This is a genomic window from Enterobacter sp. Sphag1F (assembly GCF_014193275.1).
Taxonomy (GTDB): Bacteria; Pseudomonadota; Gammaproteobacteria; order Enterobacterales; family Enterobacteriaceae; genus Pantoea; species Pantoea symbiotica.
This window is the reverse complement of record NZ_JACHZD010000002.1, coordinates 832,487-856,313: the sequence shown is the minus strand read 5'-3', so window position 1 is coordinate 856,313 and position 23,827 is coordinate 832,487. Positions and strand designations below refer to the sequence as shown.

The 23,827-nt window shown below is 53.4% G+C and carries 24 protein-coding genes; 16 read left to right on the top strand and 8 right to left on the bottom strand.

The features are described 5' to 3' along the window. Positions 1-8: 8 nt before the first annotated feature. Positions 9-1,067, bottom strand: a complete 1,059-nt coding sequence (locus tag FHW71_RS09530; protein WP_179451638.1) for an ATP-grasp domain-containing protein — start codon at positions 1,065-1,067, stop codon at positions 9-11. 320 nt (positions 1,068-1,387) lie between these two features. Here FHW71_RS09530 and FHW71_RS09525 point away from each other — a divergent pair, with 320 nt between their 5' ends. The 7 genes from FHW71_RS09525 (at position 1,388) to FHW71_RS09495 (ending at position 7,429) form a co-directional block, all read left to right on the top strand. Beyond that, positions 1,388-1,972 carry a TerD family protein gene (locus tag FHW71_RS09525; RefSeq protein WP_008103751.1) on the top strand — a complete coding sequence of 195 codons (585 nt, stop codon included), beginning with the start codon at positions 1,388-1,390 and terminating at the stop codon, positions 1,970-1,972. Continuing rightward, entirely contained in the window at positions 1,972-3,153 is a 1,182-nt protein-coding gene (locus FHW71_RS09520; RefSeq protein WP_179451637.1) for a TerD family protein, read from the top strand. Before FHW71_RS09525 ends, FHW71_RS09520 begins: the two co-directional genes overlap by 1 nt. Before the next feature lie 20 nt (positions 3,154-3,173). Beyond that, complete coding sequence (locus tag FHW71_RS09515; RefSeq protein WP_008103747.1) at positions 3,174-3,629, top strand: tellurite resistance TerB family protein; 456 nt, start codon at positions 3,174-3,176, stop codon at positions 3,627-3,629. A 24-nt stretch (positions 3,630-3,653) separates the two neighbouring features. Then, the gene (locus FHW71_RS09510; protein WP_179451636.1) at positions 3,654-4,691 is read left to right on the top strand and encodes a TerC/Alx family metal homeostasis membrane protein; all 1,038 of its coding nucleotides are present in this window, start codon (positions 3,654-3,656) and stop codon (positions 4,689-4,691) included. A 50-nt stretch (positions 4,692-4,741) separates the two neighbouring features. Continuing rightward, positions 4,742-5,320, top strand: coding sequence for a TerD family protein (locus tag FHW71_RS09505; protein ID WP_008103744.1), 579 nt, complete (start codon positions 4,742-4,744; stop codon positions 5,318-5,320). A 57-nt stretch (positions 5,321-5,377) separates the two neighbouring features. Further along, positions 5,378-5,953, top strand: a complete 576-nt coding sequence (locus FHW71_RS09500) for a TerD family protein (RefSeq protein ID WP_008103742.1) — start codon at positions 5,378-5,380, stop codon at positions 5,951-5,953. Between the two features lie 234 nt (positions 5,954-6,187). Next, a complete protein-coding gene (locus tag FHW71_RS09495) occupies positions 6,188-7,429 on the top strand; it encodes a VWA domain-containing protein (RefSeq protein ID WP_179451635.1) in 1,242 nt (413 codons plus the stop codon). Positions 7,430-7,447: 18 nt separating this feature from the next. On the opposite strand, the gene FHW71_RS09490 is transcribed toward FHW71_RS09495, so the two are convergent. Both FHW71_RS09490 and FHW71_RS09485 read right to left on the bottom strand, forming a co-directional pair. Continuing rightward, positions 7,448-8,128, bottom strand: a complete 681-nt coding sequence (locus tag FHW71_RS09490; protein WP_061717412.1) for an HAD family hydrolase — start codon at positions 8,126-8,128, stop codon at positions 7,448-7,450. A 111-nt stretch (positions 8,129-8,239) separates the two neighbouring features. Beyond that, positions 8,240-9,364 carry an AI-2E family transporter gene (locus FHW71_RS09485; protein WP_008103736.1) on the bottom strand — a complete coding sequence of 375 codons (1,125 nt, stop codon included), beginning with the start codon at positions 9,362-9,364 and terminating at the stop codon, positions 8,240-8,242. Positions 9,365-9,568: 204 nt separating this feature from the next. Here FHW71_RS09485 and FHW71_RS09480 point away from each other — a divergent pair, with 204 nt between their 5' ends. Further along, positions 9,569-9,808: a DUF1272 domain-containing protein gene (locus FHW71_RS09480; RefSeq protein WP_179451634.1), complete on the top strand. Its 240-nt coding sequence runs from the start codon at positions 9,569-9,571 to the stop codon at positions 9,806-9,808. Here FHW71_RS09480 and FHW71_RS09475 read toward each other — a convergent pair. Beyond that, positions 9,760-10,272 carry a DUF523 domain-containing protein gene (locus FHW71_RS09475; protein WP_179451633.1) on the bottom strand — a complete coding sequence of 171 codons (513 nt, stop codon included), beginning with the start codon at positions 10,270-10,272 and terminating at the stop codon, positions 9,760-9,762. The genes FHW71_RS09480 and FHW71_RS09475 overlap by 49 nt on opposite strands. A gap of 765 nt (positions 10,273-11,037) precedes the next feature. Here FHW71_RS09475 and FHW71_RS09470 point away from each other — a divergent pair. The 3 genes from FHW71_RS09470 to FHW71_RS09460 all read left to right on the top strand — a co-directional run bounded on the left by FHW71_RS09470 (position 11,038) and on the right by FHW71_RS09460 (position 14,526). Continuing rightward, entirely contained in the window at positions 11,038-11,535 is a 498-nt protein-coding gene (locus tag FHW71_RS09470) for an RcnB family protein (RefSeq protein WP_179451629.1), read from the top strand. A 109-nt stretch (positions 11,536-11,644) separates the two neighbouring features. Further along, the gene (locus tag FHW71_RS09465) at positions 11,645-12,472 is read left to right on the top strand and encodes a Cof-type HAD-IIB family hydrolase (RefSeq protein ID WP_061717410.1); all 828 of its coding nucleotides are present in this window, start codon (positions 11,645-11,647) and stop codon (positions 12,470-12,472) included. 125 nt (positions 12,473-12,597) lie between these two features. Continuing rightward, complete coding sequence (locus FHW71_RS09460) at positions 12,598-14,526, top strand: methyl-accepting chemotaxis protein (protein ID WP_179451626.1); 1,929 nt, start codon at positions 12,598-12,600, stop codon at positions 14,524-14,526. 135 nt (positions 14,527-14,661) lie between these two features. Here the strand turns inward: FHW71_RS09460 and FHW71_RS09455 are convergent, their stop codons facing one another. Next, a complete protein-coding gene (locus FHW71_RS09455) occupies positions 14,662-15,807 on the bottom strand; it encodes an iron-containing alcohol dehydrogenase (RefSeq protein ID WP_179451623.1) in 1,146 nt (381 codons plus the stop codon). A 290-nt stretch (positions 15,808-16,097) separates the two neighbouring features. On the opposite strand from FHW71_RS09455, the gene gntT reads away from it, so the two are divergent. Then, positions 16,098-17,414 (top strand): gluconate transporter, encoded by a 1,317-nt coding sequence (gntT, locus tag FHW71_RS09450; RefSeq protein ID WP_179451621.1) that lies wholly within the window; start codon positions 16,098-16,100, stop codon positions 17,412-17,414. Positions 17,415-17,453: 39 nt separating this feature from the next. Here the strand turns inward: gntT and FHW71_RS09445 are convergent, their stop codons facing one another. Beyond that, on the bottom strand, positions 17,454-18,536 hold the full coding sequence (locus tag FHW71_RS09445) for a malate/lactate/ureidoglycolate dehydrogenase (protein WP_179451619.1): 1,083 nt from the start codon (positions 18,534-18,536) through the stop codon (positions 17,454-17,456). Positions 18,537-18,643: 107 nt separating this feature from the next. Further along, positions 18,644-18,889, bottom strand: a complete 246-nt coding sequence (locus tag FHW71_RS09440) for a hypothetical protein (RefSeq protein ID WP_061717406.1) — start codon at positions 18,887-18,889, stop codon at positions 18,644-18,646. A 971-nt stretch (positions 18,890-19,860) separates the two neighbouring features. Between FHW71_RS09440 and pagP the strand changes: the two genes are divergently transcribed. The 3 genes from pagP (at position 19,861) to FHW71_RS09425 (ending at position 21,390) form a co-directional block, all read left to right on the top strand. Next, positions 19,861-20,409 carry a lipid IV(A) palmitoyltransferase PagP gene (gene pagP / locus FHW71_RS09435; RefSeq protein ID WP_085982350.1) on the top strand — a complete coding sequence of 183 codons (549 nt, stop codon included), beginning with the start codon at positions 19,861-19,863 and terminating at the stop codon, positions 20,407-20,409. Positions 20,410-20,559: 150 nt separating this feature from the next. Then, positions 20,560-20,769 carry a transcription antiterminator/RNA stability regulator CspE gene (gene cspE, locus FHW71_RS09430; RefSeq protein WP_007890714.1) on the top strand — a complete coding sequence of 70 codons (210 nt, stop codon included), beginning with the start codon at positions 20,560-20,562 and terminating at the stop codon, positions 20,767-20,769. A 195-nt stretch (positions 20,770-20,964) separates the two neighbouring features. Next, positions 20,965-21,390, top strand: a complete 426-nt coding sequence (locus FHW71_RS09425; RefSeq protein WP_179451617.1) for a GNAT family N-acetyltransferase — start codon at positions 20,965-20,967, stop codon at positions 21,388-21,390. On the opposite strand, the gene FHW71_RS09420 is transcribed toward FHW71_RS09425, so the two are convergent. After that, positions 21,374-22,729, bottom strand: a complete 1,356-nt coding sequence (locus FHW71_RS09420) for an aminotransferase class I/II-fold pyridoxal phosphate-dependent enzyme (RefSeq protein ID WP_179451615.1) — start codon at positions 22,727-22,729, stop codon at positions 21,374-21,376. The two genes, FHW71_RS09425 and FHW71_RS09420, sit on opposite strands and share 17 nt — an antisense overlap. Before the next feature lie 137 nt (positions 22,730-22,866). Here FHW71_RS09420 and FHW71_RS09415 point away from each other — a divergent pair, with 137 nt between their 5' ends. After that, entirely contained in the window at positions 22,867-23,826 is a 960-nt protein-coding gene (locus FHW71_RS09415) for an ABC transporter substrate-binding protein (protein ID WP_179451613.1), read from the top strand. Position 23,827: the final 1 nt, after the last annotated feature.

Sequence of the window (23,827 nt, the reverse complement as noted above, 5' to 3'; positions counted from 1 at the left end):
ATAATTCCTCATTGAACCTGGTTGGACAGGACGGAGTTGTACGCCACCACGTCGCTCAGCGCGCGGACGGTTGCTGGCGTGAAGTCGCGGCGGGCGTCATCGATCACCTGCTGCTGACTGATCAAGCCTAGCTGGCGCAGGGCAAACAAGCCGGGAAGATTTACGCCGCTGAAACGGGTGTAACCAATACCGCCGGAAGGGCGCATATTGATCTCCAGTAATAACGGTTTACCGCTGGCATCATTGCGCGTCTGCACGTTGATCAAACCATCTGCGCCCATCGCGGCGGCGCAGGCTTGCGCCAGCTCAAAGGCTTCGCCGCTGTTCTCCAGATACTGCAGCGCACCCTCTTTACGTCGCGCTACGGCGGCCAGCACCTTGCCGTTTTCCGCCAGCATATCAACCGAATATTCCGGGCCCGGCAGATACGGCATCAAGACCAGCGGTTCCATGCTGTCGGCGGCTTCCAGCGCCTGTAAGTAATATTCGGCTTTCACCCGGCGCGCATCCGGATGGGTGAACGCCGCCATCGGTGAGACGCTTTCATCAAACTGCCAGAATCCCATGCCATAAATACCGGTAACCGGCTTAACGCACAGCGGCAGATCGCCAAAGGGTTTACGGGCGATCAACTCGCGCAACTGTACGGGTGAATCAACGCGCAGTGAAGGCACCACCGGCAAATTCAGGCTTTTCATATGGTGGGCAAACGCGACTTTGTCATCGGCCAGATCCAGCATGGCGACGTCACGTGCGCCGGTGGTTAAGCGCGCACCGCTGGCTTCAATAGCGGCACGATGGGCTTCAAACCAATGCGCATGTCGACCGGTATGGATCGCCTGAATGGCGTATTTTTTGACGGTAGAAAGAATAAATTCGAGGCGCTGATTAATATCACCAGGTTCAATTAATGCATGATCGGCCAGAGAAAGTATTTCATTACGCGATTGGCGATGTGATGCATAAATCGACACGTTGTAGTTATGTTTTTTAGCTGTAGATGTAATGCCATTAATTATATCGCGTTGGGAGGATAAACCTTCCATTAGCCAAATTTTGTGAGACATTTCTAATTATTTCCGCAAGAGGCTGGTGGCTGGGTTATGGCTTGCGAGTTTATTTCTCACCTCGAAACGAGTCAATCATAATATGATTTTTTACCCTAACGTAACCTTATGAATTTTAATGTAAAGAATTGTCATGTTTAGTGCGTTGTCTATTTGGGTTGGATTCTCTTAAGTTGTTCTTCTGCAACGCTTTATTGTGTTTCATGAAATTGCTGTGAAAATTAATGCTGTTCATGAATATCCTCATGATATGATTTTGCCCTCATGGAATTTGATGCAAATATAAAACCCTTTTCAAACCTGTTTGAAGGAATTATGACATGGTTTCATTAAGCAAGAATCAGACGGTCTCACTCAGCAAACAAACCGCTTCGCTGAATAAATTACATTTCGGCTTAGGCTGGGATCCAATTAAAAAGAAAGGCTTGTTAGGCAAGCTATTTGGCGGCGGCGGAGATTCCATCGATCTCGATGCCAGCTGCGTATTATTGGATCAATCCGGTAATGCCATTGATACCATCTGGTTCCGCGCATTAACCTCCAAATGTGGTGCGGTTAAACACAGCGGCGATAACCGTACTGGCGAAGGCGATGGCGATGATGAAGTGATCAACGTTGAGTTATCACGTCTGCCTGCCAACGTTGAGTATCTGGCGTTCACCGTGAACAGCTTCCAGGGCCAAACTTTCAACGAAGTGGAAAATGCCTTCTGCCGCGTGGTCGATCAAAACGGCAAAGAGCTGGCGCGCTATGAGCTGACTGAGCAAGGCAGCCATACCGGCATCGTGATTGCTTCGCTGCACCGCAATGGCGGATTGTGGGACTTCACGGCGCACGGCCGCGCAAGTGCCGGTCGTACCATCGATGCGATGCAAAACGACATCGTTGCCGCAGTGGTGCGCTAATGAATATGACGCCGGGGAGCAATGCTCCCGTTCCCGCTAATCTGCTGACGGTGCGCGTGCTCGCTGGCGCCGCGGTTGATGCTTCGGCCTTTCGTTTGTTCGCCAGCGGCAAAGTTAATGGCGATGCCGATATGGTGTTCTACGGTCAGCCGGATAACGATGACCGCACCATCAGCCTGAAAAGCGAAGGGCACAATTCCGCCTTTTCTGTCGATCTCACCCGCTTGCGTCCTGACGTGCAGAAAGTGGCCTTTACCGTCACCTGTGACGGCGGCCGCAACGTGTCGGGTCTGCAACGTCTGGCGATTCAGGTGGAGCAGGGCGGCAACGTGCTGCTGAGCGGTAACGTGGAGCTGGTGGGACGTCAGGAAGCGGCGTTGATCCTCGGCGAACTTTACCGTCGCAATAATGAGTGGAAATTCCGCTTTATTGCGCAGGGTTTCAACGGCGGCTTGCAGCCGCTGGCGGAACATTTTGGTGTGGATATAGCGGAACCTGCGCCTGCACCAACGCCTTCTCCTGCTCCGCAGGCGGCACCGGCTCCAGCACCCAAGCCAGCACCAGCAAAAATCAATCTGAGCAAAGTTTCTCTCACCAAAGAGAAGCCCGCCATCAGCCTGACTAAGCGCGATAACTTCGGTGAGATCCGCATTAATCTGAACTGGCACCGTGAAACTAATAGCGGTGGCGGCGGATTGCGCGGGTTGTTCGGCGGCAACAAAGGCGTGGATCTCGATCTAGGCGCCTTCGTTGAGCTGCAAGACGGTTCGCGCGGTGTGATCCAGGCGTTGGGCGGCAATTTTGGCGCCATGCATGCCAAACCTTTCGTACACTTGCAGGGCGATGATCGTACCGGCGAAGTGACCGATGGCGAATGGCTGCACATCAACGGTCGCGAATGGAGTCAGATTCGCGAAGTGTTGGTTTTCGCCTTCATTTATCAAGGTGCGGCGAGCTGGGACAAAACGGATGGCGTAGTGACGCTGCACATTCCAGACCAGCCACCGATTGAAACGCGTATGACTGAAGGGGAGAATCGCCGCAACATGTGTGCGATTGCTCGTCTGGTCAATGAGAACGGCAGTATCCGCGTCGAGCGTATCAATCAGTTCTTTAACGGGCATTCCGATATGGATAAAGCTTTCGGTTGGGGATTCAACTGGCGAGCCGGTTCCAAATAATTTCAGACAGAGGATTCACTATGAGCTTTTTCAACAAGGTTAAAGGCGCATTTAATTCCGGCCGCGATGAATTAACCAAACAAGTTAGCCGCTTTAAGAACAAGAAATTTATGCAGGGCACGGTCGCGGTTTGCGCACGCATTGCGGTGGCAGACGGCAGCGTGAGCGCGGAAGAGAAGCAGAAGATGATCGGTTTTCTGCGTGCCTCTGAAGAATTGAAAGTTTTTGATACCAATGAAGTGATTGAGTTCTTCAACAAGCTGGTGAGCAGCTTCGATTTCGATCTGGAAATCGGCAAGGGCGAAACCATGAAGTACATCATGGCGTTGAAAGATCAGCCGGAAGCCGCACAGTTGGCGATCCGCGTAGGTATTGCTGTCGGTAAGAGTGATGGTGATTTTGATGCTGACGAGCAGAAAGCGGTGCGCGAGATCGCCGTCGCTTTGGGCTTTGATCCAGCAATATTTGGTCTGTAATTTTTTATCTTTTAAGGGTTCATCATGGTGTCTACGCACATTGGCTTCCCCGCTGAAACAGTCGCGGTTTTCATCGCGCTGTCAGTAGGAGCTATTTTTATCGACCTGTTCATGCACCGCGGCGACAAGCCGATTTCGCTGAAAAGCGCGGCGCTGTGGTCGGTGTTCTGGGTGGCTGTGGCGATGGGTTTCGCCGGTTTCCTCTATATCCATCACGGCGCTGAAGTTGCCAGCCTGTTCGTCACCGGTTATGCGCTGGAGAAAGTACTCTCCGTCGATAACCTGTTCGTCATGATGGCGATCTTCTCGTGGTTTGCTGTTCCGGACCGCTACCGTCACCGCGTGCTCTATTGGGGCATCATCGGTGCCATCGTATTCCGTGGCATCTTCGTGGCGATCGGTACCGGCTTGCTGAGCCTCGGTCCGTACGTCGAAATCGTGTTTGCGCTGATCGTAGCGTGGACCGCGGTGATGATGCTGAAAAGCGGCGACGACAGCGACGAGATCGAAGATTACTCGCAGCACCTTGCCTATCGCGGCGTGAAGCGCTTCTTCCCTATCTGGCCAAAAATGCGCGGTAACGCCTTCTTGCTGAATCAGAAGGAAGTTGATGAAGAGCTGCAGAAGCCAGAAAACAAAGATGTAGCGATTGGTCGCGGCAAGAAAGCGGCACTGTATGCCACGCCGTTGATGCTGTGTGTGGCGGTGGTTGAACTCTCTGACGTAATGTTCGCCTTTGACTCCGTGCCGGCGATTATCGCGGTAAGCCGTGAACCGCTGATCGTGTATAGCGCCATGATGTTCGCCATCCTCGGCTTGCGTACGCTGTACTTCGTACTTGAAGCATTGAAGCAGTATCTGGTTCACCTCGAGAAAGCCGTTATCGTGCTGCTGTTCTTCATCGCGGTGAAACTGGGTCTGAATGCTACCGATCATATCTGGCATCACGGCTACAGCATCTCTGCTAGCGCCAGCCTGTTTGTGGTACTCGGCGTGTTGGCTGTCGGTATCGTACTCAGCGTGATGTTCCCCGGTAAACCCGAGGAAAAAGAAGAGAGCTGATCTTCTGCCAGTAATGTGTCTGAAAAATCATTAACCAAGAGGTAATTACAATGAGCGTTTCTCTTTCTAAAGGCGGTAACGTTTCGCTGAGCAAAGCGGCACCAACCATGAAAAACGTCCTCGTTGGCCTTGGCTGGGATGCACGTTCCACCGATGGTCAGGACTTTGACCTTGATGCGTCAGCGTTCTTGCTGTCCGCTAGCGGCAAAGTCCGTGGCGATGCTGACTTCATTTTCTATAACAACCTGGTCTCTTCCGACGGTTCTGTTTCGCACACCGGTGACAACCGTACTGGTGCAGGCGATGGCGATGATGAGTCGCTGAAAATCAAACTGGACCTGATTCCAGCCGACGTCGACAAGATCGTGTTTGTGGTCACCATCCATGATGCGCAGACCCGTCGTCAGAGCTTCGGCCAGGTTTCCGGCGCGTTTATCCGCCTGGTTAACGATGACGATCGCAGTGAAGTGGCGCGTTACGATTTGACCGAAGATGCTTCCACCGAAACCGCGATGCTGTTTGGTGAGCTGTACCGTAACGGTGCCGAGTGGAAATTCCGCGCGGTAGGCCAGGGTTATGCTGGCGGCCTCGCCTCGGTGTGTGCTCAGTACGGCATCAACGCATCTTAATTAACACGGGCAGCCACGCGCTGCCCGCATCATCCAATTAAAAGCAGGAGCTTTAAAATGGCAGTTTCTCTGGTAAAAGGCGGTAACGTTTCCCTGACTAAAGAAGCACCAACCATGAATGTTGCCATGGCGGGTCTGGGTTGGGATGCACGTGTAACAGATGGTCAGGACTTCGACCTCGATGCGTCAGTGTTTATGGTCGGTGACGACGGTAAAGTGCTGAGCGATGCCAGCTTCATCTTCTTCAACAACAAGCAGAGCGCTTGTGGTTCCGTTGAGCATCAGGGCGATAACCGCACCGGTGCCGGCGACGGCGATGACGAGCAGGTTAAAATCACCTTGTCTAAAGTACCGGCTGACGTGAAGAAACTGGTCTTTGCGGTCACTATTTATGATGCAGAAGCGCGTAAGCAGAACTTCGGCATGGTGAGCAACAGCTTCATGCGTATCTTCAACAATGACAACGGCGCTGAAATCGCCCGTTTCGACCTGTCTGAAGATGCGTCTACCGAAACCGCGATGGTGTTCGGTGAGCTGTATCGCAACGGCGCTGAGTGGAAATTTAAAGCGGTTGGTCAGGGCTTCGCAGGCGGCTTGTCAGCGCTGGCTTCGCAGCACGGCGTGAGCGTCTGATTTAAAGCATTGCTAACAAAGCCCCGGCTGGTCCGGGGCTTTTTGCTGTCTAAATAACGGATCAAAACCACAAAGTGCACATTCCGTAGCGGCGAAGCGTTAATCGGTCGCCATGAATGGCGCCCCTACGTATTCATGCGAACCTGGACGATAAATCGCGCCGCTACGGAATATATGAAGAGTGGATGCAGTGCTTAGCTGAGCAATATTATTCTTTAACAGGAGGTTAAAAGTATGATGTTACAACCGGGTCAGAATCTGCCGCTGAACACCACTGAATTGACGTTGCGTCTGCATTATGCCGCTTCACCCACGTTGCGCGGGGATGTGGATACCAGCGTTTTCCTGCTCGATGCCGCTGGCAAAGTGAGCGGTGATGCCGATTTCATCTTCTTCAATCAGCCCGCGACCGCCAATCGCAGCGTGGTCATGCAGAGCACGCCGCAAGGCTGCACCATTAATCTGGATCTGAGTAATATTGCCGCCAGCGTAAGTAAACTTGCAGTCACCTTGGTGATTGATGGCGATGAAGCGATTAATGCGCTCAACAGCCTGACTTTAACCGCCGAGAATATTGCGCAGTTCAGCCCGGAAACGCTCGGGCGCAGTGAAAAGGCGCTAATTCTCGCCGAAGTCTATCGCCACAATGGTGGCTGGAAACTGCGCGCGCTGGGGCAGGGATTCAACGGCGGGCTCGAACCACTGGCGCGCAATTACGGCGTCGATATCGCCCAGCCCGTTGCTCAGCCAGCCGCACCAACCGTAGTGAGCCTGGAGAAAAAGCTGCAGGAGAAAGCGCCAAGGTTAGTGAGCCTGGCGAAAAATGCCACCGTTAGCCTGAGCAAATATCAGCTGCAAACGGTGAAAGCCAAGGTGGCATTTGTACTGGATGCTTCAGGTTCGATGAAAGGGCAATTCAGTAAGGGTAACGTGCAGGCGGTATTGGATCGGATTGCGGTGCTGGCAGCACAGTTTGATGATGACGGTTCGATGGATGTTTGGGGCTTCGGTCAGCAGCACGCGAAATATCCCGATGTAACCCTGGATAATCTTGATGGCTACATCGCCACCATTCAGCGTGGTGGCAAGAAGTCGGCGTGGGAGATTTTACCGGGGCTGGGCGGCACCAACAATGAACCGCCGGTGATGGAAGAGCTGATTGATACCTTCCGCCACAGCGATTTGCCAGTGTACGTGGTGTTTATTACCGACGGCGGCATCAGCAAAACCCGCGCCATCAAAGAGGCGATTCGCCGCTCGGCTAACTATCCCATCTTCTGGAAATTTGTCGGCCTCGGCGGCAGTAACTATGGCATTTTGCAGGATTTGGATAACTTCAACGATCGCCGCATCGACAACACCCATTTCTTCGCCATCGACAACTTTGCCAGCCTGGCGGAAGACCGTTTATACGATCTGCTGCTGGAGGAGTTTAAGCCGTGGTTGGATGCGGCAAAGGCTGACCGAATTTACTGATCAGCCCGAATGGAGCGGCTAAGGATCCAGACGCAGCATGCGCAGTTTTTCCATCGGTACGCGGCGTTTTTTCCAGGTTGGATGGAAATGACGCCAGTGCGGATCCTGCGCGGCGGCCAATAACTCAAAATCACCGCGCGTATCGCCCCAGGCGCGCAGGTGATAGTTATGCAGCGGGCCATAGACGCTTTCCAGTCGCTTAACCTTTTGCCCGCAGCGGCAGTTGTGGCCGGTAATCTTTCCGGTGAGAATGCCGTCCACCACTTCTAATTGGGTGCCGATCAGGTTGATGCCCAGACGCTCGGCGAACGGTTCTAATACCATCGCAGGCGAGGCTGAACAAATGGTCACTTCCGCGCTGGAGTTCACTTCAGCGGCCACCGCTAACAGTCCGGCTGGACGCATCAGCTTATTCCAGTTAGCCGCGCAGAACAGTTGCGCCTGCTGGCGAATCCATTTCTCCTCAACGCCGGTTAAAAAGGTGTGGATCAACACTTCTTTTAACTCATCACGCGTTAGCTTTTTACGCATGCAGCGCAGCGTTGGCAGTGCCAGTCGGGCAATTTTGCGTGCGAACGCACGTTTGCCAAAGCTGAAGCGCAGAAAGGGGATAAAGCTGTCGTGAATAGTCAGCGTGCCGTCGAAATCGAATACTGACAGAACCTGATTTTCACGCGCTAAGGAGGATTCCATGGACATGTTGTTCTCTTTTGTCGCAAGCCGTAATCAATGCAACGATGATAGCAAATGGCGGGACGATATTCTCATGCGGGAATGCGGCTACCGATAAACGGTAGCCGTTTGAAACAGTTATTCGCGGATTTTGCCCTCTTCCTCGCGGGTTTTACCCTCTTCGATAAACTCTTCGTCGATCTCTTCCGAGTTCTCGCGGTTATCGCGACCGGAAAGCAGATTCCAGCAGGCAATGAACAGCGCAGCGATCAGCGGACCAATCACAAAGCCGTTGATGCCGTACACTTCCATGCCGCCCAGCGTGGAGATCAGGATCAGATAGTCCGGCATTTTGGTGTCTTTACCGACCAGCAGCGGACGCAGGATGTTGTCCACCAGGCCAACTACCACCACGAAGAAGCCAATCAGGAACAGGGCTTTCCAGATGGCGCTGGTGGCGAAGAAGAAGATGGTTGCCGGAACCCAAACAATCGCAGAACCGACCGCCGGAATCAGCGACAGGAACGCCATCAAGGTGCCCCACAGCAAGCTGCCGTCAATGCCGGTGATCCAGAAGGCGATGCCACCCAACACACCTTGCACTACCGCAACCACCACCGTGCCTTTGACCGTGGCACGTGACACCGCTGCGAACTTCATCATCAGATGATGTTTCACGTAGGTAGAAAGTGGCAGCGCTTCCAGAATCAAATTCACCAGCCAGGCGCCATCTTTCAGCAGGAAGAACAGCAGATAGAGCATCACGCCAAAGCCAACGGTAAAGGTGAAGGTCCCTTTGCCGATCAGGAATACGCTGCCCGCCATATACTGGCCGCCTTTCAGCGCAAAACCAGAGAGCTTCTGCTGAATCTCCTGCGCGTTGTTAAGGTTGTTATCGGCGAGATAGTTACGCGCCCACGAAGGCAGATGTTGCAGCAGATCGGCAAACACCGTCGGGAACTGCGCGGAGTTGTTCTGTAGCTTGGTGTACACCGTGTTGACTTCAACCACCATCGAAGAGGTGATCAGCGCCAGCGGCGTGAACACAATCAGGCAGATAATCAGCAGCGTGGCAAACGCAGCAAGACCGTTACGATCGCCCATTTTGCGGCGCAACAGCGACTTCAGCGGATGGAAGATCACCGCCAGAATCGCGGCCCAAAAAATGGCAGAAAAATACGGTGTCAGCACATCAAAAAAGGCGTAGGTGACAATCGCCAAAATAACGATAAAGAAGCCTAAATTAAGTCCTTTAATACGCATTACAGTGTCTCGTTAGTAGATAAGGCGATTGAACTATAGAACGCCTTTCGGGGAATGTAATGTTTTTAGGTCAGATGGTTCGCTTAAGCGCCTGACGAGCGCAGACAAACGATGTCCCGATTTGTCCGCCTGATGTCTGTTCACTGGCTGGTGCTGCGGCATTATTACGGTGATGATGGCGGCTGAAACTCACCGGAGGAAATCATGCTGGAACTACGTCCTAACTGCGAATGCTGCGATACAGATCTGCCGCCGGAGTCGCTTGATGCACGCATCTGTTCGTTTGAATGCACCTTTTGTGTTGCCTGCGCGGAAGGCGCGTTGGCGCAGCGCTGCCCTAATTGCAGCGGTGAACTGGTGCGTCGTCCGATTCGTCCTGCTGCGGCGTTAGCGCGTCATCCGGCATCGACCATGCGACATTTATCGGCTTCAGAGACCCGCTGAATCAACTCAATGAGCTGTGATTCGGCAAACACTTCAATCCCGTGCTGACGCAGCAATGCAGTTGCGACGCCCTGACCGGATCGCTGCTGGCCGCTAAAGCTGCCGTCATAGATGCGCTGGCTGCCGCAGGTTGGGCTGCCATCGGTGAGCAGGGCAAAGCGACAGCGCGCGTCTTGCGCCGCACGCAGCGCTAGCCACGCCGCCAGCACGTAATGTTGTGTGACATCGCGACCATCGGATTCGAGGATGCGCGCCGCGCCGGTTAATACCTGTTCTGCGCTGCCGCCGTGAATTTCTGCGGGTAAACGTGGCGTGTCTAAGCCTGCAGCCAGTTCAGGGCAATGGATGACCAGACGTTGTTCGCTGCGCCAGCGCGCTAAGGTGTCGGAGATAAGTTTCTTATCGCTGCCGTTATAGCGCACCGCGTATCCCATCAGGCAAGCACTGACTAATATTCTTTCCATGTAAACGTTTTCCTTAAATAACGACGCTGTCGAAATCACAGTATTAACGTGTTGCGCAACAGAGAATATATTAAGCGCGATATTAATCACTGGCGTGAATTAATGGGGGCAGGAAAGGGATTGTATCGTAATAATGGCGGGTGAATGATGAATTACACTGAACTCTGATCGCATAATGCAGCATGAAAAGCGGGTTCCTGGTCAAAATTCATTGATTTTATGAGTTATTTTTCTTTCTTATTATGACGTTAATGTTGCTTTCTGGCGGTAGTATTTATGTCGTGCTGAATCTGGTCAGAGCACAGACCTTATTTAACCTGAAACAACGTTTCGCAAAATATTATTTCATCTTGTCGGTTAATTTTTACGTATTTTTCTGAAAAGTAGCCCTTTTCAAAAGAACTTTTCAATTTTAAATGGTATTGTTTACCGGCAATGCTAGTGATGTGGCGTTGTGTGCTTCAGTTTTACCCTCACTTTTGCAGGGTTTACCCCTTTATGCAATTTATGGAAATTGAATTATCCTCCCGATCCTTGCGATCGGGTTTTTCTTTATTTCCCCCGCTTTCTCCCCAATAAACGCGCATGCGTCCGTTCGATCCAGCTAATGTCAGAAAATACACAATCGTTAAGAAAGTGATAAGTTGACGTAATTTCCTGTAAGTATCCGGTTTTTAAGAGTTTTGGAAATGCTTTTCTGTCTCCATTTAATCAATAGTAATGCTCAACGGCACAGCAACCGCCGTTATCATTGGAGGCAACACCATGAAAAAAACAACACTAAGTCTTATTGCGTCATTTATTGCATGCAGCACACTGTTTTCAAGCGTCTCTTGGGCAGACGGCCCAGGTGACCAGCGCTGGCAGTCGCACGGCGGCGACCAGCATCAGGACCACGGACGCGGGCCTGATCGTGGCGGCGACCACGGACCGGATCGCGGTGATAATCACGACCGTGGCCACGATCACGATCACGATCGCGGACCTGGCCCGGATCGTCACGACCATTACGCTGACCATCTTATGCCGGAAGGGCATCGTGGCGGCGACCGCTTCGCCTGGGGCGGCCATGATTTCCGTCGCGGCTATCCGGCACCGCCAGAGTTTCGTGGTCCGCACTATCGCGTAGATGACTGGCGCGACCGTGGCCTGTATGAGCCACCGCGTGGTGAGCATTGGGCTTATATCGATGGTAATTACGTGCTGGTGGCCGCAGCAACCGGCATCATCACCGCGATTCTGCTCAACGGCGCCTTCAACTAATCTTCCCTAGCGGATGGCTTTGGCCATCCGTGTTTCTCTCCGCTTTATCCGCTCACCAGGTTATTCTCTCTGCGACCCGTTTTTCCTTTCGATACGTTAAGGAGTGATGATGACCGTGGTAAAAATGGTGGCGGTGGATAAAGACGGCACCTTTCTCGACGACAATAAACAGTACAATCGCGCGCGTTTTAACGCCTGCTATCAGGAAATGAAGCAGCGCGGCATCAAATTTGTGGTAGCCAGCGGCAACCAATATTACCAACTCAAATCCTTCTTCCCTGATATCGCCAGCGAAATTGCCTTCGTGGCCGAAAATGGCGCGTGGATTATCGATCGTGATGAAGAGTTATTCTGCGGCGAGTTCTCCCGCCAGGATATTGATGCGGTGCTGGATACGCTGCACAACGGTAATTATCCCGAACTGCGTTACATCCTGTGCGGGCGCGACAGCGCGTACTACTTCGAAGGCCTCGATGAAAAGTGGCTGGTGAAAATGCGTCACTACTGCCATCGCCTGAAGGCGATTCGCAGCCTCGATGAAGTGGCGGGCGATAAGCTGTTCAAGTTCGCGCTGAATCTATCTGATGATTACGTGGAACCGCTGATGGCGGACATTGAGCGTCTGCATCAGGGTGCGGCGGCCGCCACGTCCAGCGGTCACGGATCGGTGGATTTGATCGTGCCGGGCAACCACAAAGGCCATGGCCTTGATCTGCTGGGCAAACGCTGGGGCATCGAACGCAGTGAAATTCTGGTGTTTGGTGATGGCGGTAATGATCTCGAAATGCTTCAGCAGTCTGGCTTCAGCTTTGCCATGGCGAACGCGCCGCAGAAGGTCAAAGATGCGGCGCGCTTTGAAGCACCGAGTAATAACGACGAGGGCGTTTTACAGGTGATTGAGCAGATGTTGGCCGGCAAACCGCCGTTTGTCATCTAATCGTCATTTATAGCTGAATTTATTCTTTGCTTTGCCGATATTCGATTGTGACGGAACGCACAATTCGCCGCTGAGCGGCACTTCTTATCTCAATCGTTAATGCAGTCGGTTAGAAAGGATAAATTATGTTGCCAACCCGTTTGGCTACCCGCATGACGCTGGGTGGCCTGCTATTACTGTGCGTCACAACCGCAGTGGTGCTCTCCGTTCTGTTGTTGCGCGGCCAACCGCGCGTCATCGAGGCCAGCCATACGCTGATTGAGCAGGCCGGTAGCAATCTGGTCAGCCAATTAAATCAGCAACTGGTGCGCATTGAAGGCGAAGCCGTCAGTATGGCGCGCCTTGCCGAAGTGTTGCCGCACGATGCCACGCTGTGGCAGCAAAGTTTCCCGCAAATCATCAACAGCAGCGGCAATAAAACCATTGCCGGCGGCGGCGTATGGCCGGAACCCGATGCTTTTAGCGCCGGTGTGCAGCGTCGCAGCTTCTTCTGGGCGCGGCAGAGTGATGGCGCGCTGGCCTATTCCGATGACTACAACCTGCCTGCGGGCAATGGCTATCAACAGGAAAGCTGGTACAGCGCGGTGCGCAATGGACCGCGCGATCGTTGCGGCTGGTCTGAGGTTTATCAGGATCCGGTCTCCAGCGTGAAAATGGTGACCTGCAGCGTGCCGTACGCGGCGGGCGATCGTTTTGCCGGTGTCGCGACGCTGGATGTGCAACTGGATAATCTTGCGAGCTTTATGCAGCAGAAAGGGCAGGTGACTGGCGGTTATGCCTTTGCGCTCGATAGCGCGGGCAATCTGCTCTATTACCCAGGCCAGGATGTGAAATCGCTCACCACCCTAAGCAGCCTGGCGGAAAAATCCAGCTGGCTGGCACCGTTGGCCGCACGTATCGCTCAGTTAAAAGGCGATGGCAAGGTATTGCAGCTGTCGGATTTCAATGACGACTACTTGCACACCAGCGCGCAGGTCACGCTGTTCCGCATGCCCGGCACCGGTTGGGTGATTGGCCTCGTAACGCCGGAAAGTGCGGTTAGCGGCCTGGCACGTACCATGATGCGTGACATCTTTACCTTCCTGATTCCGGCGATGATCATGCTGCTGCTGTTAACCTGGGCGTTTACCAAACGTATTGGCCAGCGCTTGAAGGCCACGCATGCTGCGCTGGATGAGATTGCCAATGGCGATGGCGATTTAACCCGCCGCCTGACCAAAAGTGGACGCGATGAGCTGGCGGATATCGCCGGTGCGTTCAACAGCTTTGTCGATAAGATCGCGGGCGTGATTACTCGCGTGCAGGGCAGCGGCGAAACGGTGGCGGCCAATGCATCAGGATTGGCGCACAGTAACACCGCGCTGTCGGAGAAAATTGCCGAACAGGCCGCAGCGCTTGAGCAGAGCGCGGCGGCGATGGAGCAGCTTAACGCGACCGTGCAGCAAAACGCCGAAAATACCCGACTGGCTGATGCTGCCGCCGAACAGACCGCGCAGATTGCCCGCAGCAGCAGCGACGTGATGGGCGAAGTGGTGAGCACCATGGGCGCTATCCAATCCTCGTCGCGCCGTGTGGCGGAGATCCTGACGGTGATCGATAGCATCGCGTTTCAAACCAACATCCTTGCGCTGAATGCGGCGGTGGAAGCGGCGCGCGCCGGTGAGCAGGGACGCGGTTTTGCCGTGGTGGCATCGGAAGTGCGGGCTTTAGCCCAGCGCAGCGCCACGGCGGCGCAGGAAATTAAAGCGCTGATTGCCGATTCCGACAGCAACGTATTGGCTGGTAGTAAGCTGGTGGAAGGCGCGGGGCAGCAGCTTTCGCAACTGGTCACCGACGTGCACAAAGTGAAGCAAGTGGTAAGCGAGATGCGCGTGGCCGGCGATGAGCAGAGCAAAGGTATTGCGGAGGTAACGCTGGCGGTTTCGCAGATGGAGCGCGGTATTCAGCAAAACCTGATGCTGGTGACGCAAACCGCCGAAAATACCCAGGCGCTACGTGATGAAGCGGCGCAGCTGGCGCAAGAGATCGCGATGTTTAAAGTGGCTGAGCGTTAATTTCCATATGCATGCAGGTGCGCATGAATGCGCACCCTACGAAAAACGCGCCAATCCTTGTAGCGTCGCCATTTATGGTGACCGAAAAACGCTTAACTGACGAGCATGAGGGCAGCGTTGGCTGCCCGCTATCATTTAGACGATGCGCCAGGCGGCGGCGATCATCTCGGTTAACGTGGGTGCGTCGTAGCTGACCCAACCGTTTTTGCTATTGGCGCGCGACACAATCCAGTCCACGTCGGTGGCTGACAGCGTTGGGCCGTCTAACCAGAACGGCACGATCGCCTGCTGCTGGATCCAGGCTTTCAACACCAATGCTGGCGGCGCGGGATCGTCCGGCAACAGCTGTTGACCGAGCTGCGCCATCAAACGTTGCTGCTCAACATGCTCGGTTTCCGCCAGCACATCGAGGAACGGGAACAGTAAGCGTCCGCACACTTCGCCGTGATGGAACGGTTTGATCGCCCCCAGCTCTCCAGCAATACCGTGGATCACGCCCAATCCGGCGCTACTCAGACACACGCCACCCAACCATGACGCCATCATCATCGCTTCTCGCGCGGCATCACCATTTTCGTCGTCACGATTTAAATCTGGCCAGGCTTGGAAGAACAGTCGCAGCCCATTCAGCGCGGTTTGCTGGGTAAACAGATTACCTTTGCGCGACATATAGGCTTCGAATAAGTGGGTGAAGGCATCGATGGCGCAGGTTGCCAGTACGCTGTCTGGCGCGCCTTTAAGCAGATCGGGATCGAGAATCGCCACCTGCGGCACAAAGACTGGATGGCGCAGCGACGCTTTGACCTGAATATGCTGCTGATCGGTCACCACCGCGTTCTGCGTGGCTTCGCTGCCGGTGCCCGCCGTGGTGGGAATGGCGATCAGCGGCAAGGTTACCGCTTGTACTGGCGTATCGCCGACTTTCTCCAGATAACGTGCGGTATTCAGCGGGTGCTGCATCATCGCGCTAAAGGCTTTGGCCGCATCTAGCACGCTGCCGCCGCCAATCGCCACCACGCGATCAACATGGCCGCGCCAGCGTCGCACCCAACCATCAATCTCATCCGGCGAGGCTTCATGGCTGACGATCTCGTAACCGATGATCTGATCGTTGAGCGCTGCACCCAGGCGCGCCCAGGCTGGACCGTTAAGGAATGAGCGGCCGCAAAACAGCAGCGTCGGCTGAGTATTGGCCGCCAGCAGCGGAATCAGCTGGTCAATACTGCCGCGACCAAACAGGGTTTGTTGATTACTGTACAACTCGATCAGATTCTCACTCACCTGCATGTCCTTCTTGTTTGGCGTAAAGACCTTAGTGTAACCAAAAGCCGTGACACTCCCGCTGCAAACATTCTGATAACCCGCCGGCAAAAAGTTGATCACCTTCGCAAAACAGAAATTCCGCCGCTGCGCCAGGTGCTTTGTGCGCAATGTTACCCTTAACATGATACCCGTAACATTGCTCAGCAGGATGTTTTCCTGCGGCGCACGCTGTTGATTCTCATGTCCTCTGGGATAACCAAAATAAACCGCTGCCGGTGATTCACCGCGCGCAAAAGTGGAGAAAAATTATGCCATTACTCTATGTGGCGATTGGCGTAGCGTTACTGCTGCTGCTGATGATTCGTTTCAAACTGAACGGATTTATCGCGCTGATTCTGGTGGCGCTGGCCGTAGGCATGATGCAGGGCATGCCGGTCAACAAAGTTATCGTTTCGATTAAAACCGGTGTCGGCGGCACCTTGGGCAGCCTCGCGCTGATCATGGGCTTCGGCGCGATGCTGGGTAAACTGCTGGCAGATTGCGGCGGGGCGCAGCGCATCGCCACCACGTTAATCGCTAAGTTCGGCGAGAAGCATATTCAGTGGGCGCTGGTGCTGACCGGCTTCACCGTCGGCTTTGCGCTGTTCTATGAAGTGGGCTTTGTGCTGATGCTGCCGCTGGTGTTCAGCATCGCCGCTTCCGCACGTGTGCCATTGCTGTACGTCGGTGTACCGATGGCGGCAGCACTTTCCGTAACGCACGGCTTCCTGCCACCGCATCCGGGCCCAACCGCGATCGCTACGCTGTTCAACGCCGATATGGGTAAAACGCTGCTGTACGGAACGCTGCTGGGAATTCCAACCGTTATTTTTGCCGGTCCGGTTTATGCGCGCTTCCTGAAAGGCATTGATAAGCCGATCCCGGAAGGCTTGTGGAACCCAAAAACCTTTACTGAAGCTGAGATGCCTGGCTTTGGCGTCAGCGTTTGGACGGCATTGGTGCCGGTGGTGCTGATGGCATTGCGCGCAGTGGCGGAAATGCTGCTGCCGAAAGGTCACGTGTTATTACCGTATGCCGAGTTCTTTGGCGACCCGATCATGGCAACCTTGATAGCGGTGCTGATCGCCATCTTCACTTTCGGTCTGAACCGTGGCCGCAGCATGGATGAAGTGATGGGCACCATCACCGATTCGATCAAGATCATCGCGATGATGCTGTTAGTGATTGGCGGTGGCGGGGCGTTTAAACAGGTGCTGGTGGATAGCGGAGTCGATAAATACATCGCCAGCATGATGCATGAAACCAATCTGTCGCCCATCTTCATGGCGTGGTCGATTGCAGCCGTGCTGCGTATTGCGCTGGGCTCCGCGACCGTGGCGGCGATTACGGCTGGCGGTATTGTCGCACCGTTGATCGTCACCAGCGGCGCCAGCCCGGAACTGATGGTGATTGCGGTCGGCTCAGGCAGCGTGATTTTCTCTCACGTCAACGATCCAGGCTTCTGGCTGTTTAAGGAGTATTTCAACCTGACCATCGGCGAGACTTTCCGTTCATGGTCGGCGCTGGAAACCATCATTTCAGTGTGCGGTTTGGTGGGCTGTTTACTGCTTGCCAGCGTCATCTAAGCATCAAGGCTGAGGCATCGCGCCTCAGCCGCTTGCGGTTTACTGCGTCAAGGCGCGGAACGCCGCGAGTTCTTCTTGCGGCATTCCTGCCTGTAACGCCGCGTCACAGATTTGCTCCCAGCTATTACTATCCAGTGGAATGCCATCGCGTTCACGTGCCACGCGGTTTTGCTCTTCCCACTCGCCGGGCACCTGAATCGGTGCATCGCCACTTTGCGGCGACTGTTTCACCCACTCGAGGAATGATTCTGCTTCTTCCTGCATTGCGGGCGCATCAAACGCATCCGGATTAACGATGATGGTGGTCATGCAGTTGAAAATGGCATCGTGACTGGTGACCAGCGTGTCATCATGCGTGGTGCGGCCGCCCGACAGCGCGCCGCCGAGGATTTCGCACATGGTCGCCAGCGCATAGCCTTTGTGCAGACCAAACGGCATCAGCGAACCATACGGCGCCTGATGCATCACGCCCGGTTCGGTGGTCGGCTGGCCTTGATGATCAATCAGATAACCTGGCGCGACCTGCTGCTCTTTGTTCCACGCCACCCGCGTTTTACCAAAGGCGATGCCGCTGGTGGCGAAATCGAGCAGCAGCGGTTTGGCATTGCGACGCGGGAAAATGGCGCAGAACGGATTGGTACCAAAACGACGATCGCTACCGTTGAAAGGCGCCACCATGGGATCGCCCATCACGTTGACGAAGTGAAACGAGACAAAACCGGCGGCTGCGCACTGTTCCGCCCAATGGCCGATGCGACCAATGTGGTGCGAATGGTGTAAACCAACCGCTGCAATGCCGAGTTTGGCTGCGCGCTCAATGCCAAGCTGCATCGCCTCAAACGCCGCGACCTGACCAAAACCGTTATGGCCATGTAGCGTCAACACAGCACCTGCGTCTTTTGCCACGCTGGCATGTTGATTGAGTTGCAGAAAACCTTGCGCCAGCGATTTCATGTAGCTCGGAATCATGCCAACGCCGTGTGAATCGTGACCCGCCAGATTGGCGGCCACTAAGTGGTCGGCGACCAGGCGCGCCTCTTCGGCGCTGCTGCCAGCATGTAACCAAATGGCTTGAACAAACTGATGAAGGCGGGAAGGGGGAATAAGATGCAGAGTACTCACGCGGTTAATCTCCTTATCATGAACGATATTGCATCCTGCGACGAAACCAGTAATAACCGCAAGTCAGCGATAAAGAAGTAAAGGGCCACAACGTGTGGCCCAAAAACTCAGTGCGGCTGTTCAAAACCTGCTTTGACCATTTGATCACGTAACGCGCGGGTAATTTCTCGATTCCCGCCGGTGACCGGATAAATGACATTGTTGATGACATCGTCAAGATAATGCTCTTCAAACTCCTGCATGGTGAGTTGCGTGCCACCTTCATCATTTATCGCAATACTGCCGCTGATGTGGTTGCCGTAATCCTTTGCCTTAAGGCTGTAACGCCCCATGCTGGTATTAATCGTGCTCATAAGAATCTCCTTGTTACGTAGGCATTGATAACAATTGAGGCCTCTTCAGGCGAAGTAAGTTTAGCCTGTAGACGAGCGCTGAGTGCGGTAATAAGGGGAAGGAAAAGCGAATGCTGCGACCCGTCTCGCAGAAAATAATCTGCGTCAGACGAAATGAGAACTTAGGGCTGTGACCACGCTCGCAGCGCCCAGCGAAGGCAGAATGATCATCTATACTGGTTAACAGACACGTTATTTTTCATACTTGAAGGAGCGAACAATGAAAATAATTCTGTGGGTCATCGCCATCATCTTCATCGTTGGATTACTGACAATTACAGGCGTCTTTAAACTGATTTTCTGACAACGACAGGCACCTGCGGGTGCCTGAATTTTTTATTCAGCATAGGTTTTTTCGCTGTCTTTACAGGACGCGACAGGCAGAATGAGATCGTGCAGGTTTAGCGGTTTCTGACATCGTGCGCAGCAGGCGCCATGATGATTTGTCGAATCGACCTTTTCGCAGTCGGATAACGTGTAAAAAAATTTAGCGCAACCGCAGCGGCTACAACGAATAGTCATGTCAGTTTTTTCCCCATCTCCGTCCTGGAGTATCGAGATTTATCTTATTCGTCTGATGAGTTCAATTGATAAATTTTATTAACTTATTCCGTATGTGAATTGTTTGCGCTAAGTCTCTGAAAGCTATCTTATTGCTTGCCGTTATCATTACAGCAGGTTTGCACTTTATGTACATTCCGCGGTAATGCCTATCCGTTTATCTGACGTTTCAATTTCGCGCCCTGCTTGAGATAAAATTCGCCAACATCCAAGAATTTGCCTGGAGAGATTAAGTTCATTTTTTACTATCATCCTGGCAATTACGTTAGAAACTCGTCGTAAAGGAACCTGAAAAATCCGCCTTCGGGTAATAAATTTTTCAGCATGACTTAACAGGAAATTATGTTGTGAATCGGCACTTTTCTGCAGCTTTGTTAGGCTGCATTTTGACCTTATCGGTCTCATTTTCAGCATCAGCGGTTACAACTTCACAAGCCATCAAATCTGGCTGGAACACTTTTAGCGACAACGTGTCGCAAACCTGGTCGCAGCCGCAGAGTTACGATTTTTATCTGCCGGCGATTACCTGGCATAACCGTTGGACTTACGACGATGAACACATCGATAAGTACAACGAACGCCCGTGGGGCGCGGGTGCGGGTGTTTCACGCTGGGATGAAAAAGGCAACTGGCACGGCCTGTACCTGATGGCGTTTAAAGACTCGTTTAACAAATGGGAGCCAATTGGTGGTTACGGTTGGGAAGCGACATGGCGACCGCTTAGCGATCAAAACTTCCATTTGGGTGCGGGATATACGGCGGGCGTAACGGCGAGGGATAACTGGAAATACATTCCGGTTCCACTGATATTACCTTTAGCATCAATCGGATATGGTCCAGCTACTTTCCAAATGACTTATATTCCCGGCACTTACAATAATGGCAATGTCTATTTTGCCTGGCTGAGATTTGAGTTTTAAGCGTTAGCGGCGTGCAGAAAGTGTGATCGGCATGCAAAAAATCAATATTTATCACTTTTTCATCAAATCGCACTGGACAAATGTCACCGCAATTGCTGTACTAGACGTCGACACAGTTTAGTGTCCTTTTTTCATGTAAAGGTAATATAGATGTCTAAGATCAAAGGTAACGTAAAGTGGTTTAATGAGTCGAAAGGCTTCGGTTTCATTACTCCAGAAGATGGCAGCAAAGATGTATTCGTACACTTCTCTGCAATCAACAGCAACGGTTTCAAAACTCTGGCTGAAGGTCAGCGCGTTGAGTTCGAAATCACTGACGGTGCTAAAGGCCCATCAGCTGCTAACGTTATCGCACTGTAATTTAACAGTTCGAATTCTGAAAACCCGCCTTCTGGCGGGTTTTTTTTATTCTTAAATCAGCTCGCTGCTTTGTCTGAAGACAGATTCTGCGGCACATCTCACAGATAACTTCCGTAACACAGCCACACCAATGCTTACTTGCAGATTTTTATCCGGCAACGCTATATAACTGCTCAGGGAAAATGAGGAGGCAGGATGAACATACGTCAGGCACAGGCAAAAGACAGTTTTGCATTGAGCGCGTTATTAACCGAATTAGGTTATAGCGCGACGGAAGGATTTATCGATTCGCGTTTGGCGCAGCTTATTCATCATCCGGATGAAACGTTATTGGTCGCTGAACACGGCAATCAAGTACTGGGATTTCTGTCGTTGCACTTTATTCCACAGCTGGCATTGGCAGGCGATTTCGCCCGCATTAGTTACTTTTGTATTGCCGAAGGCGAACGCAGCAAGGGAAGCGGACAGCAGCTATTGAATCACGCCGAGCAGCTGGCGCGTTCACGCGGTTGCGATCGCATGGAAGTGCATTGCCACTCATCGCGCCTCAAAGCCAATCAATTCTATGCGCGCGAAGGCTATGTGGAATCACCGCGCTATCACATTAAAGATCTGGGTTAAGATTTAGCTCGCGTCCGCTGGCAATCACAATGGCATCGGCGATGCTGTCGAGTTGTACAAAAGGCAGCAGCGCCGCGCTGACGCGAATGAATTGCCGGCTGTTAATGCTACAGCGTTCACCGGGCAGCACGGCGATACCCCGCGCAGCCAGCGTGATCATCGCGTACTGCTCCGATTCCACTGGAATCCACACGCTTAATCCATCGCGTTCCTCCAGCACTAAACCGCGTTTCGCCAGCGCTGCCAGTAACTGCTGGCGACGCTGCGCGTAAGTGGCTTTGGCCTGCTGAATACGTTGCTGAGTCTGCTCGTCGTTGAGCATCCACGCCACGGCATCCTGCAAAATACGACTGGTCCAGCTCACGCCAAAGTTGCGCCACGCTTGCAGACGCTTCACCATTTCCGCAGTGCCTGATAACACTGCCAGACGCAAATCTGGCCCATAAGCTTTGGAAAACGAGTGCACATGCAGCACGCGTTCAGGATAGTGGAAGCCGAGGCTAAACACCGGCCAGCGCGACAGATCGCCAATGCCATCATCTTCCACAATGATGGTGCTACTGTTCGCCAGCACGCGTGCGAGCTCTGCACTGCGTCGTTGACTCACGCTGTGTCCGGTGGCTGAATGAGTACGCGGTTGATAGATAAACATCGCCGGAGATTTCTGCATCAGCGTGCTCAGCGCCGAGGGAATTGGCCCTTGTTCATCACATGGCAATGGTAAAATTTCAGCGCCAATGTTGTCTAAAATATCCAGTAATCGTGTGGCAGTAGGATCTTCAATCACCACACGATCGCCCGGTGACAGCAAGGTTTGCACGATCAGGTTCATGGCATCAAAACCGCCGTCGGTCGCCAGCCAGGCTTCGGCGGGATAGGGCCAGCGCGGCGTCACGGCATCCTGCAGTTGTGGTGAAATCGCCTCGCGCTGATAGCTATTCAGTTGCGGTGAGTCAATGCCAGCCAGCATCGCCTGACGCAGATCCGGCAACAGCGTTGGATCTGGTGAGGCCATCGCCAGTGACGCCTGAACATTCTCACCGTAATTACCGATCTTCTCGAAACGAATCGGACGCGGCATCACGCTGTTACCGCTCACCCACACGCCGCTGCGACCTTTCCCCGCCAGCACTTTCTGCTTCTTCAGTTGCGCCCATGCAGCGGAAACCGTTGCCGGACTCACGCCCAATCGCTCAGCCAACTCGCGTACCGCCGGCATTTGCATGCCAATTGCAATCTGCCCATCGCGAATCAGTGTTGATGCCGCATGCGTGATGCCTTTGACTGAGGCATCCGTGATCTGCTGGCTAAGCCACTCCAAATCCACACTTTGCGTCATAAGAAAATCCTTTGTTCAGTAACAAATAATAGATTGTTCAGATTAGTATTCGCGTTTTAGACTCAAATTCAAGCACTATTTGCTGCATAAATAATCACAGCCGCAGGGCTGGCAGAACAGACGGGGAAAGCATAACTATGGTAACCATCAGACTGGCGGTACGTGACTGGGATTACTTCACACCGCTGGCACTTGGCGATATCAAACCGGAAGGGTTCACGCTGGAGATCGATCGCGTTGGCACGTTGGTGGATAACCTCGCCACCAGCGAGAAATACGACGCCGGTGAAGTGTCATTTAGCCGCTTTGCTCAGGCACGAGCCAAAGGTGACACTTCGCTACTGGGCCTGCCACACTTCCTGATGCGCGGTTTCCGCCAGCGCTGCATCATCACGCGCAGCGACAGCCCGATTACCACGCCAGCGCAGCTGAAAGGCAAAAAGATCGGCGTAACCGGCTGGCAGGATTCAGGCAACACCTGGACGCGCACCGTGCTGCGAGAAGCGGGCGTGGAGATTGATGATGCGTACTGGTTTGCCGGTCGTTTGACCGAAGATCATCCGATTGTTGATCGTCTGGCCGGTTTTGGTCGTCCGGGCCGTATAGAACCGGCGCCAGGCGAGCGCCCTCTGATTGAACTGCTGAAGGCGGGCGAGCTGGATGCAGTCTTTACGCCCTTTATGCCGGAAGGTTTCTTCCTCGCCGATTCAGGTCTGCGCCAGATGCAGGTTGATTTTGCCGCAGCCGAGCGCGACTACTTTAATCGCGTCGGCTATGTGCCGGGCATTCATTTACTGGCGCTGAAGCCTGCCTTAGCCGAGGCGCATCCGTGGCTGCCTCAGGCGCTGAGCGACATCATCGATCGTTCGTACCAGATATGGATGAAGAAGCGCGAGAAATACGCCGACACCACGCCGTGGCTGCTGGACGATTTGCGGCGCACCGCGCAGGAATTACCCGCCAACTGGAATCAGAATGGATTTTCGGTTAACAAAAAGATGATTGCCGATTTTGCGAATGAGCTGTTCCAGCAAGGCCTAACCCAAACATTGCTGACGCCGGAAGCGATTTTCCCGGCTGCGGCGCGAGGAGAATAAT

Coding starts and splice junctions, on each gene's coding strand:
- FHW71_RS09530 (WP_179451638.1), bottom strand. CDS start 1,067: ATGTCTCACAAAATTTGGCTAATGGAAGGTTTATCCTCCCAACGCGAT.
- FHW71_RS09525 (WP_008103751.1), top strand. CDS start 1,388: ATGGTTTCATTAAGCAAGAATCAGACGGTCTCACTCAGCAAACAAACC.
- FHW71_RS09520 (WP_179451637.1), top strand. CDS start 1,972: ATGAATATGACGCCGGGGAGCAATGCTCCCGTTCCCGCTAATCTGCTG.
- FHW71_RS09515 (WP_008103747.1), top strand. CDS start 3,174: ATGAGCTTTTTCAACAAGGTTAAAGGCGCATTTAATTCCGGCCGCGAT.
- FHW71_RS09510 (WP_179451636.1), top strand. CDS start 3,654: ATGGTGTCTACGCACATTGGCTTCCCCGCTGAAACAGTCGCGGTTTTC.
- FHW71_RS09505 (WP_008103744.1), top strand. CDS start 4,742: ATGAGCGTTTCTCTTTCTAAAGGCGGTAACGTTTCGCTGAGCAAAGCG.
- FHW71_RS09500 (WP_008103742.1), top strand. CDS start 5,378: ATGGCAGTTTCTCTGGTAAAAGGCGGTAACGTTTCCCTGACTAAAGAA.
- FHW71_RS09495 (WP_179451635.1), top strand. CDS start 6,188: ATGATGTTACAACCGGGTCAGAATCTGCCGCTGAACACCACTGAATTG.
- FHW71_RS09490 (WP_061717412.1), bottom strand. CDS start 8,128: ATGTCCATGGAATCCTCCTTAGCGCGTGAAAATCAGGTTCTGTCAGTA.
- FHW71_RS09485 (WP_008103736.1), bottom strand. CDS start 9,364: ATGCGTATTAAAGGACTTAATTTAGGCTTCTTTATCGTTATTTTGGCG.
- FHW71_RS09480 (WP_179451634.1), top strand. CDS start 9,569: ATGCTGGAACTACGTCCTAACTGCGAATGCTGCGATACAGATCTGCCG.
- FHW71_RS09475 (WP_179451633.1), bottom strand. CDS start 10,272: ATGGAAAGAATATTAGTCAGTGCTTGCCTGATGGGATACGCGGTGCGC.
- FHW71_RS09470 (WP_179451629.1), top strand. CDS start 11,038: ATGAAAAAAACAACACTAAGTCTTATTGCGTCATTTATTGCATGCAGC.
- FHW71_RS09465 (WP_061717410.1), top strand. CDS start 11,645: ATGACCGTGGTAAAAATGGTGGCGGTGGATAAAGACGGCACCTTTCTC.
- FHW71_RS09460 (WP_179451626.1), top strand. CDS start 12,598: ATGTTGCCAACCCGTTTGGCTACCCGCATGACGCTGGGTGGCCTGCTA.
- gntT (WP_179451621.1), top strand. CDS start 16,098: ATGCCATTACTCTATGTGGCGATTGGCGTAGCGTTACTGCTGCTGCTG.
- FHW71_RS09440 (WP_061717406.1), bottom strand. CDS start 18,889: ATGAGCACGATTAATACCAGCATGGGGCGTTACAGCCTTAAGGCAAAG.
- cspE (WP_007890714.1), top strand. CDS start 20,560: ATGTCTAAGATCAAAGGTAACGTAAAGTGGTTTAATGAGTCGAAAGGC.
- FHW71_RS09425 (WP_179451617.1), top strand. CDS start 20,965: ATGAACATACGTCAGGCACAGGCAAAAGACAGTTTTGCATTGAGCGCG.
- FHW71_RS09420 (WP_179451615.1), bottom strand. CDS start 22,729: ATGACGCAAAGTGTGGATTTGGAGTGGCTTAGCCAGCAGATCACGGAT.
- FHW71_RS09415 (WP_179451613.1), top strand. CDS start 22,867: ATGGTAACCATCAGACTGGCGGTACGTGACTGGGATTACTTCACACCG.